10 protein-coding genes, 1 pseudogene and 1 riboswitch are annotated in these 14249 nt (G+C 40.7%); of the genes and pseudogenes, 8 read left to right on the forward strand and 3 right to left on the reverse strand.

Annotated elements, in window-relative coordinates; all coding sequences use genetic code 11:
* Positions 1-2: 2 nt before the first annotated feature.
* The 6 genes and pseudogenes from KFZ58_RS07640 (at position 3) to KFZ58_RS07665 (ending at position 6567) form a co-directional block, all read left to right on the forward strand.
* Positions 3-1780: pseudogene (locus tag KFZ58_RS07640) on the forward strand (SLC13 family permease).
* A gap of 10 nt (positions 1781-1790) precedes the next feature.
* Positions 1791-2393, forward strand: a complete 603-nt coding sequence (gene cysC, locus KFZ58_RS07645) for an adenylyl-sulfate kinase (RefSeq protein WP_235794212.1) — start codon at positions 1791-1793, stop codon at positions 2391-2393.
* A 138-nt stretch (positions 2394-2531) separates the two neighbouring features.
* On the forward strand, positions 2532-3431 hold the full coding sequence (locus KFZ58_RS07650) for a sulfurtransferase (protein WP_235794213.1): 900 nt from the start codon (positions 2532-2534) through the stop codon (positions 3429-3431).
* A 115-nt stretch (positions 3432-3546) separates the two neighbouring features.
* Positions 3547-3654: riboswitch (SAM riboswitch) on the forward strand.
* A gap of 86 nt (positions 3655-3740) precedes the next feature.
* On the forward strand, positions 3741-4793 hold the full coding sequence (locus tag KFZ58_RS07655) for an LLM class flavin-dependent oxidoreductase (protein WP_235794214.1): 1053 nt from the start codon (positions 3741-3743) through the stop codon (positions 4791-4793).
* A 15-nt stretch (positions 4794-4808) separates the two neighbouring features.
* Positions 4809-5753 (forward strand): ATP-grasp domain-containing protein, encoded by a 945-nt coding sequence (locus KFZ58_RS07660; RefSeq protein WP_235794215.1) that lies wholly within the window; start codon positions 4809-4811, stop codon positions 5751-5753.
* Between the two features lie 199 nt (positions 5754-5952).
* Entirely contained in the window at positions 5953-6567 is a 615-nt protein-coding gene (locus tag KFZ58_RS07665) for a pyridoxamine 5'-phosphate oxidase family protein (RefSeq protein ID WP_235794216.1), read from the forward strand.
* A 301-nt stretch (positions 6568-6868) separates the two neighbouring features.
* Here the strand turns inward: KFZ58_RS07665 and asnB are convergent, their stop codons facing one another.
* Positions 6869-8716: an asparagine synthase (glutamine-hydrolyzing) gene (asnB, locus tag KFZ58_RS07670; protein WP_235794217.1), complete on the reverse strand. Its 1848-nt coding sequence runs from the start codon at positions 8714-8716 to the stop codon at positions 6869-6871.
* A gap of 46 nt (positions 8717-8762) precedes the next feature.
* On the opposite strand from asnB, the gene KFZ58_RS07675 reads away from it, so the two are divergent.
* On the forward strand, positions 8763-8918 hold the full coding sequence (locus KFZ58_RS07675; RefSeq protein ID WP_235794218.1) for a hypothetical protein: 156 nt from the start codon (positions 8763-8765) through the stop codon (positions 8916-8918).
* A gap of 327 nt (positions 8919-9245) precedes the next feature.
* Here KFZ58_RS07675 and KFZ58_RS07680 read toward each other — a convergent pair whose 3' ends face one another.
* The gene (locus KFZ58_RS07680) at positions 9246-10649 is read right to left on the reverse strand and encodes an FAD-binding oxidoreductase (RefSeq protein ID WP_235794219.1); all 1404 of its coding nucleotides are present in this window, start codon (positions 10647-10649) and stop codon (positions 9246-9248) included.
* 137 nt (positions 10650-10786) lie between these two features.
* The gene (locus tag KFZ58_RS07685; protein WP_235794220.1) at positions 10787-12088 is read right to left on the reverse strand and encodes a S8 family peptidase; all 1302 of its coding nucleotides are present in this window, start codon (positions 12086-12088) and stop codon (positions 10787-10789) included.
* 368 nt (positions 12089-12456) lie between these two features.
* Between KFZ58_RS07685 and KFZ58_RS07690 the strand changes: the two genes are divergently transcribed.
* Positions 12457-14247 carry a cation:proton antiporter gene (locus tag KFZ58_RS07690; RefSeq protein WP_235794221.1) on the forward strand — a complete coding sequence of 597 codons (1791 nt, stop codon included), beginning with the start codon at positions 12457-12459 and terminating at the stop codon, positions 14245-14247.
* Positions 14248-14249 lie beyond the last annotated feature (2 nt).

The following is a 14249-nucleotide window of genomic DNA, read 5'->3' on the forward strand; positions in this document are numbered from 1 at the left end:
CCATGTCACTTGAGATGCTAATTGTTTTAGGCATGATTATCGTCATGTTAGGCGGGCTGATTTTTGAAGTGGCTCGCCCGGATATTGTTGTTTTTTTCGTTCTTACGGTTTTCTTGATAACGGGGATACTGACCCCGAGGAAGCGCTGAGCGGATTTTCTAATGAAGGCATGCTTACCATTGCATTATTGTTTGTTGTGGCAGGGGCGGTACAGAAAAGCGGCATCATTGATGAGATGATGAAGTCCTGGCTTGATAAGAGTAAGAGTTTACTAGGATCTATGGTGCGCTTTTTTGTTCCTACAGCTATTTTTTCCGGATTTTTAAACAACACACCAATTGTGGTAACCTTAACACCCTTAATTAAAAATTGGTGTGAGGAGCATGGTATTGCACCATCAAAATTTTTAATTCCTTTATCCTACGTGACGATTCTAGGTGGAACGATTACGTTAATGGGAACATCTACAAATTTAGTCGTCCATGGCATGTTACTTGATTATGGGCACGTGGGTTTTTCTATCTTTCAGCTGGCTATTATTGGTATCCCCATAACGATAGCTGGTTTTATCTATATTTTTACGATTGGTTATAAGTTATTGCCCGAATACAAGGGGTTTCAGCAACAGGTCAAAGCGGATTCCAGAGAATACATTTCGGAATTAATCGTAGAGTCATCTTTTTCTTCTATTAATCAAAGTGTGAAGCAAGCTGGATTGAGAGATTTGAAAGGGTTGTATTTAATTGAAATTATCCGTGGAGAGGAACGGATATCTCCTGTACGTTCAACAACGGTCATTCAAACTGGGGATCGATTGATTTTTACAGGATTAATGTCTACGCTTACCGATGTACAAAAGACGAAAGGATTAACATTACGAACAGGTACGCATTTAGAGATTGATGATTTAAAAAATGGCAATACGCAAATTGTGGAGGCTGTTGTGTCCCATCAATCTTCTTTACTAGCAAAGTCCGCTAAACAAACACGGTTCAGGTCCAGGTATGATGCTGGTGTGATTGCGGTACATCGGAAAAACGAGCGAATCGAGAGTAAAATTGGGGATATTATCTTTAAACCGGGGGACACATTATTATTGCTTGCGGGTACAGATTTTGTTGAGAAGTATCGACAATCGAATGATTTCTATGTACTTACGTCCTTGGATACCCCTGCGTCTCTAAAACGTAATCCTGTCAAAGGCTGGCTTTCTATCATTATCTTTTTAACGATGTTTGCGATGGTGACACTTGGTGTATTAAGTATGTTTAAAGCGATGGCTCTAGCAGTGATTCTATTATTAGTAACCAAGGTGATTACGGCAGAGGAAGCCAAGGGATACATTCATTTCCATATATTGCTTCTCATTGCCAGTTCCTTTGGAGTCGGAATCGCAATGACGAAAACAGGTCTGGCTCAATGGATTGCGGATGGTCTATTGATGATAGGGGAGCCGCTGGGATTGTTCATTATCCTTTTATTGATTTATATGTTAACGAATATTTTCACGGAATTAATTACGAACAGTGCTGCGGCAATATTAATGATTCCGATCGGGTTAGAAATGGCTACAAATCTGCAATTAGATCCTATGGGGTTCGCCGTTACAATTGCTATTGCATCCTCAGCTAGTTTTATCACCCCGATTGGCTACCAGACAAACCTGATTGTTTATGGACCAGGTGGATACAAGTTTACGGATTATATAAAAATAGGAGCACCACTTAGTTTAATTGTCATGGCAATAACTGTCACGATTGTCTATTATTGGTGGTTTTAGGAGGGAAATTATGAGCGGTTTAACAAATATCGTTTGGCATGAATCTAACGTTACGAAAAAGGATAGACAAGAAAAGAATAATCACAGAAGTGCAGCTTTATGGTTTACCGGATTATCCGGTTCAGGAAAATCTACTGTATCCGTTGCATTAGAGAAAAGGCTTCATGAGTTAGGTATCCACACCTATCGTTTAGATGGAGATAATGTGCGCCACGGTTTGAATAAAAATTTAGGATTTAGCCCGGAAGACCGCAAAGAGAATATCCGTCGCATCGGAGAAGTGACAAATCTCATGGTTGATGCAGGTTTAGTGACCCTAACCGCATTTATTTCGCCGTATCGGGAAGACCGGGACGGGGCACGGGCATTGCTTGGGGAGAATGAATTCATTGAAGTTTATGTGAAATGCAGTGTGGAAGCATGTGAAGCGCGCGATCCAAAAGGACTATATAAAAAAGCACGTGCTGGTGAAATTAAAGGTTTTACTGGTATTGACGCGCCGTATGAAGAGCCTTCTAATCCGGAAGTCATTGTAGATACGGAAAAGCAATCATTAGAAGAATCAGTTCAGGTGCTTGTTACGTATTTGAGGGAGAAGGGATATATTGTGTAGGAGATCGTAAGTTTTTTTATACGGTTCCTTCTCAATTATAAAACTTGATCATACTGCTGTAGTCAGCTATAATAGAAAAATAAAGCAAAGTAAACTTATAGGGATTGTTTAATAAGCTATATTCAAGGAGGAAATAACATGAGTAATGTACCTTTACTTGTAGACACAGATTGGTTAGCAGACAGATTGGATGATCCAAAGCTGAGATTGTTAGATGCAACTACCTTTCTAAAACCAACTTCCGGTTATTATGACGTTTGGTCGGGAAAGGAAGCGTATGATAAAGGTCATATCCCTGGGGCGGTTTTTGCAGATTTGCTTGGAGATCTTTCGGATCCTGATTCCAAATATGCTTTTACTATCCCTTCAAGAGAAAGATTTGTAAAGAAAATTAGTGAACTTGGTGTTGGAGATGACTCTTATGTCGTGGTTTATGATCAAGGACAAGCAATAGTAGGCACTCCAGTAATTGCATCCGACTGGGCATCACGTCTTGCTTGGCAGCTACGCTATGAAGGTTTTGACAATGTTGCAGTACTTGATGGAGGATTTCCGAAATGGCGTGAGGAAGGACGCCCGGTTACGACAGAGCCAGGTTCTTATCCTAAAGCCACATTTACTGGAGAAAGACGTCCTGAATTATTAGCTACAAAAGAAGATGTAAAAAAAGCATTAAATGATGAAGATGTCATTCTGGTTAACAGTCTTTCAGAAGCTGATTTCAATGGTGAAACTGACACTTATGCACGAAAGGGGCATATACCTGGTAGTGTAAATGTGTTCTTTGGTGATCTTTCTAGTACGGATTCAAAGGAACTTTATGATTATGAAAAATTGCGTAAAACATTTGAAGAATCTGGAGCACTTGACTCGGATAAAAAAGTTATAACTTATTGTGGCAGTGGTATTGCCGCAACGTGGAATGCACTGATCTTAAACAAACTCGGACAAAACAATGTTGCAATGTACGATGGATCAATGACGGAATGGGCAGATGACCCTAAACTTCCGTTGGATACAGTGGAAAAAGAAAAATAACACGCTGTATTGTTTTTGGATAAGCAGAAACAAAGAAAGATAGAATAATTCCTGATCGATTGACATTATCCAAAAATTGCTTCAATGTGATATCTAACAATTACATATTTTTAAATCCTTATCTAGAGAGGTGGAGGGAAATGGCCCTTTGAAACCTCGGCAACAGGTTCGCTAATTAGAATACTGTGCTAATTCCATCAAGCATACGCTTGAAAGATAAGAGAAGACGTAATCTTGTTATAGATTTTAAACTCTTTTCTTATCCGGGAAAGAGTTTTTTGTTTATTTTGTAGAAGGAGAGTGGAGTTCATGAAGTATGGATTTTGGTTACCTATTTTTGGTGGATGGCTTAGAAATGTTGAGGCTGAAAACATGCCTCCAACATATGATTATGCAAAGGAAGTAATACAATCTGCTGAAAAATGGGGATACGATACAACGTTAATCGCTGAATTATATTTAAATGATATAAAAGGAACAGATCAGGATTCTATCGAAGCTTGGTCAACTGCAGCCGCTTTAGCCGCAGTAACGGAAAAAATTGAAATTATGGCAGCCGTTCGTCCGGTTTTTCACAATCCCGCTGTAACAGCAAAAATGGCAGCTAATATTGATCATATTAGTAAAGGACGTTTTACCTTAAATGTTGTTTCGGGCTGGTGGGCTGAGGAAGCGAAACAATATGGCGGTGATTTTACAGAACATGATGAAAGGTACGACCGGACAACCGAATTTCTTGAGATCTTAAAGGGCTTATGGTCAGAAGAGAAATTTTCGTATGATGGCAAGTTTTACAAAATAGAGAATACGCAGCTTTCCCCTAAACCGGTTCAGCGTCCGAATCCTGTTTTATATGCAGGTGGTGAGAGTGAGAAGGGGAAACAGGTTATTTCGTCCCTATGTGATGCTTATATCCTGCATGGCCACACCGTAGAAGAAGCTGAGGCGAAAATTGCCGATATGAATGAACGAAGAAAGTCAGCTGGACCTGAGCCTCTACAATCAATTGGTATGGCAGCTTATGTCATTTGCCGGGATACGGAAGAAGAAGCACGTGCTGAATTAAATCGTATTACCACTGTAACAGATACAAGTGGTTATGCCGGATTCGAAGATTTTACCTCAAAGTCGGAATTGGAGCAACAGATTCAGTTGCAGGATTATTCTGTATCAAACCGGGGCTTGCGTCCAAATCTTGTGGGAACACCGGAGCAAATTGCAAAACAGGTTTTGGAGTTTGAAAGAGTTGGCGTTGATTTACTGTTATTACAATGTTCGCCACAGCTGGAAGAATTGGAACGTTTTTCAAAACAGGTTATGCCAAAGGTTGAGGAACTGCGAGCATCGTTAACAAACATATAATAGGGGGCGGATTTTGTGAGTAAAATATATGTGCTACACGAAAATAACGAATGGACAGATCATTTAATCAATAGATTAGAAGAGTTACAGCTTCCATATGAAGATTGGTTATTGGATAATGGCAAAGTTGACCTGACTTCTTTGCCACCAAATGGCGTTTTTTATAACCGGATGAGCGCTTCATCGCATACGCGCGGAAATCGCTTCGCACCGGAATTAACAAGTGCTGTTCTGTCTTGGTTGGAGCAGAACGAGAGAACAGTGATTAATGGAAGCCGTGCGCTTCAGTTAGAATTAAGTAAAGTGCTGCAGTATTTGGAGCTTGAAAAGTTCGGCATTAAAACGCCAAGAACTGTTGCCGCAGTTGGAAAAAATGAACTGTTAAAAGCAGCAGAATCATTTGAAGGAAAGAAATTCATTACGAAGCATAACCGTGCTGGAAAAGGTCTTGGTGTTAAACTTTTTCATTCAGTTGAAGCCTTGCAGCAATACGTGGAGGGGAAAGAATTTGAGGAGCCGGTTGATGGCGTTACCTTAATTCAGGAATATATTGAGTCACCAGAGTCTTTCATTACACGTTGTGAGTTTGTTGGTGGTAAGTTCCTATATGCAGTTCGTGTTGATACATCGGAAGGGTTTGAACTATGCCCGGCAGATGCCTGCTCGATTGAAGATCAGTTAGGAGAAGAGGAATTAGAACCATTTCAAGTAAGAGAAGGTTTTGATCATCCTGTCCTGGAAAATTATGAACGTGTGCTTGCAGCAAATGACATTAAAATTGCTGGAATCGAGTTTATTCAGGATAAAAATGGAGAAATTTATACGTATGATATTAATACGAATACCAATTACAACAGCGATGCCGAAGCAAAGAGTGGGAAATTTGGTATGCTGGAAGTAGCGAAGTATTTGGGAGAAGAATTGAAGAAAGTTAGAGGGGCAGTCCTTCAGGAATCATAGTATATAAAAGCACCTTCTCTTTAGCGGAAGGTGCTTTAATTATCAAGGGTGGTAAGAGCCCTCAATGGATGAGAAACTTAAGAGAGATTAGTGAAAAGAAATAATTACAATAAATATGAGTAATTTGCTCTATGTCTTTCAGCATCTAAAATTTAAAACGAAATTGGTGTATGCTTGAAAAGTGAAAGGAGAAATAATTATGCCGGGTTCTAAAGGGGAACGTACGCTGCAGAAACAATTTGGAACGATGAAGCGAGCTGCGGCGTTTTATGATAATCAGATGCTTGACCATATTAACCATGTAATGACAGTGTTTATGGAGAAACAGGAAATGGTATTCTTGTCCACGGCTGATGCAGGAGGGAATTGCGACTCTTCTTTTCGTGGGGGTCCACCGGGGTTTGTTCGTGTCATTAATGAAAAAACCATCATTTACCCAGAATATAAGGGAAATGGCGTAATGGCAAGTTTGGGAAACCTCCTGGAAAACCCTCATATCGGATTAATGTTTATCGATTTTTTCGAGCATTCCATCGGGCTGCATGTGAATGGGGACGCATCAATTCTTGAAAACGACCAATTGGCTTCATTGAAAATTCCAGAGGAACAAATGAATGACATCAAAGAAAAAGAGGGAGACAAACCAGAGCGCTGGGTTGTTATCAACGTCGAAGAAGCTTATATTCACTGTTCCAAACATATTCCAAAGTTTAAGCCGCTGGATAAGGAAATCCAGTGGGGGACAGATGATCAAAAACAAAAGGGCGGAGATTTTTTCAACGCAAAACAAAGTAAAAAAGATCAGAAATTGTAAAATTGACCTATTAATTTTAAACTCTTTTCATGCACTTCACACGGCATGCTGCTTGCGTATATCATGTCCAACAATAACCACAAAAAACAACTCCTCATATGTGGTTTCGCAGGCACTGAGGGGTCATTTTTCTTAAAGACTGCTTAAAAACCCTTTTTGATGGGGCCTCGGTCTATTTGGCCTATGATGCTGTCACATCACAGGTCTTTGTTATTTTTAAACCAGGGGGTTGCGGCCTTTTATGTTCAGGATCAAAAAATCTTGCATGAGCCAATGTGACCCAATATGTTCTCATTTTTCTTTAATCACTTACTTTCACATTATATGTTCGCAGCCAATAATCGATCTGACCAAGATGTGCAATTAGCTGTGGCCCTTTCATTAATTGTCCATACCAGGGTTCTTTAAATTCTTTCCCTTCGCTCCTTACAATAGCTTCCACTTTATCCCTGTTCATGAAATCAAATAGCGGCGCGTCCCTGTCCGCCAATATTTCATACATCCAGTTTACAACAGCTTTGGTATACGCTGGTTGAAACGTTCGTGGATACGGGCTTTTTTTCCGGTACAACACATCATCAGGCAATATACCTTCCATCGCTTTTCGTAAAATCCCCTTTTCCCTGCCATCAACCATTTTCATGTCCCAAGGAATATTCCAAACATATTCTACCAACTTATGATCTGCAAAAGGCACTCTGACTTCCAGACTTGCTCCCATACTCATACGATCTTTGCGATCCAGTAATTGCGCCATAAACCAGTGCATATTTAAATAGAATAACTCTCTTCGCCGAGCATCCTCTTCATTTTCCCCGTCCAGACGAGGTGTCTCCGCAATAGTTTCCTTATACTGGTCATGCACATATGTCTTTAAATCCAACTTACTCTGCCACTCGGAATGAAGCAGATTAATCCTCGAATCCAATGAACGCATCCAGGGAAAACCACCTTTCCCTGAGCCCTTAGGATCATGAAACCAAGGATACCCACCGAAAATTTCATCTGCACACTCTCCTGACAGACTCACTGTCGTATGCCGCTTAATTCGATGGCAAAACCATAACATAGAAGAATCAATATCTGCCATGCCAGGCTGATCACGCAGAACGACTGATTCTTTTAGAAAATCTGCCAGCTCTTCTCCGGAAATCACCTCATTATGGTGATTGGTAGAACTATAGTTAACCATCTTATTAATCCAGTCCTGATCACTGGAAGGCTGGAACTTACTTGCCACGAAATGCTTATCATTTCCTTCATAGTCTACAGAAAACGTAGGGATTGCTCCTTTTCCTTGGGTTTTATAGTGCTCAGCAGCTATTGCTGTAATCGCACTTGAATCCAACCCACCGGATAAAAACGTCGATACCGGTACATCGGAAACTAGCTGCCGCTTTACCGCATCAACAAATAAATGCTTCACTTGTTCAGCAGTTTCTTCCACAGAATCTTCTTGCTGATGGCTTTTTACATTCCAATACCGCCACACTTTCAACCCATCTCGGGAAAAAGTCAGTGCATGCCCTGCACGCAGTTCCCGTATGCCTTTAAAAATACCATGACCCGGCGTCCGTGAAGGTCCTAGTCCGAAAATCTCAGCCAAACCGTCGCGTCCTACTACTGCCTGGATATCTGTATGCGCTAAAATGGCTTTTAACTCTGAACCAAAAATAAAACGGTCGGAACGCTCATGGAAAAATAACGGTTTGACGCCAAGCCGGTCCCTTGCCATAAACAGCTTTTCTTCTTTTGCATCCCAAACACCGAAGGCATAAATTCCGTTTAAATGATGAACACAATCTTCCTTCCATTCGATGTAGGACGCAAGGAGCACTTCCGTATCGGAGGAAGTCCGAAATGAATAGTCGCGCTTTCTCAGTTCTTTTCGCAAGTCTTCTGTATTATATAATTCACCATTATATACAAGTGTATAGGTATTTCCATCTTTTTCCCTGCTCATTGGTTGCTTACCACCTTCAATATCAACAACGGCAAGCCGTTTATGTCCAAATCCAGCATGCTGTTCTGTCCACACGTTGGAATCGTCCGGACCTCGGAGTGTCAGGGTCTCTGTCATATTCTCCAGCACCTGTAGCTGCGTTTTCACATTTTTCCGCCAATCAACAATTCCTGTAATTCCGCACAAAGTCTATTCATCCTCTCTTGATGCAATAAGCTTTACGTATCATCCTATGCCGGATGAAGGAGAATATTCCCAAGCGAGTCAATTTCAAAAATTAGATTGGATTTCTATTTTTGATATACTATTTGTATGGCTTCTAAGAAGGAAAGAAGATGGCGACGCCTCTGCAATAAGATCAGGGGCGGTTAACGAAGATGATATGTAATTTATATAACGACTGGATGGGCGGCAAATCATACAGGAAAGCCAGAAACAACAAAATATAGAGGGGATATTTCAATTAGCCCATTTAGACGAGAACACTACTATTTCCATTGCGCCATTATTAATTGCGGAAATGTTCACCAATGGGCCGTTCCTTATTTTTAATACCTTATAATTTTAAAGTGCGGTCAAGCATTAAAATACGTTCTCATATCGGGAGAGAACCGCACCGAAACGGGACACAGCTTCGCCAAATCGGGAGAAAGCATGTTAAAACAGGAGACACGCGCTCTAAGATGGGAGGCAACCATCTTCCGAAAATATTCAACTACCATCCTCTTTCAGCAGAAACCCCATCTTTCACAATCTTATTCGGATTAAACAGACCACTTGGGTCAAGCGCCCACTTAATCTTTTCCATCACATGAAATGCTTCACCATGTTCTTGCTCCTGGTATTTTTGTTTTCCTATTCCAACACCGTGTTCTCCGGTACATGTGCCTCCTCGGTTAAGCGCATATTCGACGATTTGTTCATTTAATTGATCTGCTTTTTGTACTTCTTCTGTGTTATCGAGATCGATCATTAAGAATATATGGTAGTTTCCGTCGCCCACATGGCCTACGATACCACCTTGGAGATTCAATGTTCTTATTGCTTCTCTTGCATGTTGAATAGCTCCTGCTAATTCAGATATGGGGAGGCAAACATCTGTTATCATTAATTTCCTTCCCGGATAGCCGTGTGTGTAAGCGTAGAGTACATGATGTCTTGCTTCCCAAAGTTTATTCTGTGCTGCAGTTTCTGTTTCAAATGCTACTTCCAGACAGCTGAAATCTCTGAGAATTTCTTCAGCAAACGAAACATCCTGCGCTAAGCCTGCTTCATTTCCGTGAAATTCTAAAAACAATGTTGGTACTTCTTTGTAGTTCGTTTCACTATATTGATTTGCTTGTGCCATGGAAGGCTCATCCAAAAGTTCCATTCTAGCAATTGGAACTCCGGCCTGTAATATGGCGGTGACAGCTTCTACTGCATCATCTACCGTGTTAAAAGAAGCTCTTGCAGCCATTTGATGCTCTGGTATGCCGTATACCTTTAACGTTAATTCTGTAAAACAGCCTAGTGTGCCTTCAGACCCTACAAAAACGCCACTTAAATGGTAACCTGAAGAGGACTTTTCCGCTAAATTTCCTGTATGTATCGTTTTTCCGTCTGCAAGGACAACTTCCAAATCTCGAACCTGATCACGCATGATGCCATAGCGAACAGACATCGTTCCACTGGCATTCGTTGCAGCCATCCCACCAAGTGTTGCGTCTGCACCTGGATCTACTGGGAAAAATAATCCGTATTTTTTCAGCTCTTTGTTTAACTGGGAACGGGTCACACCTGGCTGTACTTTTACAAGAAAATCCTTTTCCCGAATCTCCAGTATGTTGTTCATTAATGAAAAATCGATGGTTATGCCATGATCGTAGGGAATCACATGTCCTTCTAGGCTTGTTCCCAGGCCATAAGGCACAACTGGGATCTGATGTTTATCAGCCAACTTGACGATTTCGCTCACCTCGTCCGCGTTTTCAGGAAACACGACCACGTTTGGTGAACTTGGCGTATGATAGGATTCATCTGTGCTATGCTCCTCTAGAACAGTCTCATTTATAGTAACCTGATCATCCCGTAATAATTTCTCTAATTCAATTATTACATCTTTAACTTCTGTTTCCATGGAGATCTCCCCTATCTTTTATGAAATTTCTGATTTTATAATTAGTATATCGAACGAAATTCTAAAAGTCTACCAAAGTTAAAAGGCCTCCCAAAACACGGAAGACCTCACTAACGATATAAAAAGGGATAAACTTTTTACTCAGCTACACGCTCTTGACCAGTGGCATAATCCAGTGCCATTTCTACCGCAGTTCGCGCCTCGATATATCCCCATAAATCATCAAGCATTGGTTGAGCTGTTGCCTGAAGAATACTTTTCACATCATTGGGGCTAAGATTCGGATTGGCTTGGAGCATTTGTGCAATGACGCCTGCACATATGGGTGTGGCCATCGACGTACCGGATAATTGCAGGTAATCTTCATCGACGATTTGTTCTGGTAACTGCTGTTCCAGCGCAGATTCCGGTGCCAACAGGGAAATGATATCTGTTCCCGGTGCATAAATATCTGGCTTAATCAGTGAATCAATGGTTGGCCCACGGCTTGAATAATCCGCAATATGATCATCTGAACGCGTGTCCGTATTTTGGTCAACCGTAGATCCAACCGTAATGATAAACGGATTGATAGCAGGTGTACTGATAGTCTGTTGCGCCGGGCCACTGTTTCCGGCCGCGGCACAAACGACGATGCCATTATGCCAAGCTTCTTGTACAGCCTGTGCCAGCGGATCATCTCTATATGATTCATATGCCTGAGCTCCTAGAGATAGGGAGATAATCTGAATGTTATACTCCTCTTTGTTTTCCATACACCACGTAATTCCTTCAATAATGGCCGATAATCTTCCTGCACCATCTTGATCCAAAACCTTCACACCAATAACAGATGCTTCAGATGCCGGTGCGATATATAAACCATCTGACTTATTAGCATTTCCTGCTGCGTCACCCGCGCAATGCGTTCCGTGCCCATTATCATCATAGGGTTCTTCCTGATTATTAATAAAGTCTTTAAAAGCGATAATTCTGTTATCAGGTTCTGTTAAGTCTGCATGGGGATAGATGCCAGTGTCAATGACAGCAATCGTTACACCGTTTCCAGTAAAGTCATGTTGCTCTTGTACATCAACCGCCCCGATTTGTCTGCTAGCGATATCCAGAAAGCTTGTGACTTCACGGTCATAAAAAATGCGATCAACTGCTTCGTGATCTTTAATCTGTTTGATCATTTGAGGAGTCAGCTTTCCACCAACAGTTCCATGAAATCGTAAATCTTTGTCTAATTTGCTCCGATTGTCTGTTTGACAGGTATTCAGTAGATCGTCCCTTTTGGCTTTGTCCGAGTTTTGGGTTAAATACACAATTACCGGTATATCATCAGTGTTGCTGGTTGCGTAAGGGTCTTCTTTTCTTTTAACACGCAGTTGTTCCACCAACCCTGGATCTAGTTTGCGACCGGCCTCTTCATACCATACTCTTTTTCTGTTACTCATTTTTTGCCTCCTCAGGATTTTAATTTTAAAATCTACTATCTGTGGCAACAGGACACTTGAACAGGTGCGATTATCCCCTCAAATACCGCTATGATTTAAACTATGTTTTTCCTGTTTGAAGAGAGTGAGTATACTATCTAATTTGATGCAATAGGGGCTCGTCCTTTAATGAAAGCTTAGCATGATAATAGATTGTGGACAATCCATCAAAATAACTAACTTTTATGAAAATAGTAATGCAAAAGTCTGAAATAGAATTGCGGGATAACTTACTTATTGTTTAGCATTTTCTTTTCGAAGGTATAATTTTACATTATTATCACATACTTAGATGAATAGTTAGGATAGACGTGAGAGGTGAAAATGCAATGATTGATTCTCTGTTATTAAAGGTCATACTTGTCGTTGTACTGGGTGTCGCAGCACAGTGGATAGCGTGGAGGTTTCGTCTCCCGGCAATTGTAATTATGTCAATCGCAGGTTTGCTGGTTGGTCCGTTTATCGGATTGATTAACCCTTCAGAAGACTTTGGGGTTCTGTATGACCCTATTGTGTCAATCGCAGTAGCTATTATTCTTTTTGAAGGAAGTCTTAAACTTCAATTTAAGGATATTCGCGGGTTAGGCCATTCGATAACTCGTATTGTGACGATTGGCGCGTTACTTAGTTGGGTACTTGGTGTCATGGCCGCTTATTTTATCGCTGGATTGTCATGGCCTGTAGCTTTTGTACTTAGTGCGTTATTTATTGTGACTGGGCCTACTGTCATTATTCCCTTATTGAAGCAAACCAAATTAAAGCCTAGACCTGCAAAAATACTTAAATGGGAAGGAATTATCATCGATCCAGTTGGTGCGCTATTAGCTGTCTTTGCTTACCAGATCGTCGTGTTTATTTTTGGGAATAATTCGGACATACAATCACTATTATTCTTTTTTGGAGCCTCTTTATTTACAGGGTTGTTGGGATATGTATTTGGTAAAGGTATGGGTCGGTTAATAAAGAAAGGATATATTCCGGAAAGTTTAAAATCACCGATATTACTTTCAGCCGTTGTTGCCGTATTTACTGTCTCAGATTTGATTATGCATGAGACAGGGTTATTGGCAGTGACAGCAATGGGTGTAACGATGGCAAATACGAAAGTCCCTGGAATACAGGACATGCGTGATTTTAAAGAGAATATTTCAACACTCTTAATCTCATCGATATTTATTATGTTAACGGCATCCCTGGACCGAGAAACATTAGTACAAATGTTAGATATTGAAATCCTTGGATATGTGGCAGTTATTTTATTTATTATACGACCACTTTCCATTTTTATATCAACCATTAATACAGATTTGAGTATAAAAGAGAAAGTCTTAATTGGCTGGATTGCTCCTAGAGGTATTGTGGCACTAACCGTAGCTAATTATTTTGCCGCTTTATTGATGGACCATGGATTTGCGGGAGCGGAATTGGTTGGATCTGTGACGTTTGCGCTCGTATTTATTACTGTATGTGCACATGGGTTTTCCCTAAATTGGGTTGCCGGGAAATTGGGTCTGACGAGGGAAGGAAGACCTGGTGTGCTCATGGTTGGAGGTAATCCATTTACAGCAGCTTTAGGGAAAACATTTAAAGGGATGGATATACCTGTCGTCATCGCAGATACTTCCGAGCAAGGTCGGATTTATGCAGAAGAAAATGAAATTCCTTTTGAGCGGACAGAGGTTTTATCAAGTGATACTAAAATTGATACATCAACGTATGACTACTTGATTGCTGCTACACGGACCGAACCATACAACGCGCTAGTAAGCTCCAGGTATACAGACGACTTCGGGCGAAATAGTGTATATAAATTAAATACAAAAGACCAGATAGAGGCAGACCTTTCTTCTCCGGTTTGGACAGTGAGTGGAGAAGTGTTATTCTCAAGAAATACCGCAATTGAGGATCTAATCGCTAAAATAGAAGAAGGGTACGAATTCAGCAAAACAGAAATCACAGAAAGATATAGTTATGAAGAGTTGAAAAAAGAGATAGGCGAAAATACAACCCTGTTATTTAACTCAATACAATCAGGGGGCGTGGCGTTTTTTACAGAAGACAATCATATACATGCGAAGGAAGGGGATACGATTGTCAGTTTAGCCCCACCTGAAACGTAAAT

The sequence above is a fragment of the Virgibacillus sp. NKC19-16 genome (assembly GCF_021560035.1).
Taxonomy (GTDB): Bacteria; Bacillota; Bacilli; order Bacillales; family Amphibacillaceae; genus Virgibacillus_L; species Virgibacillus_L salidurans.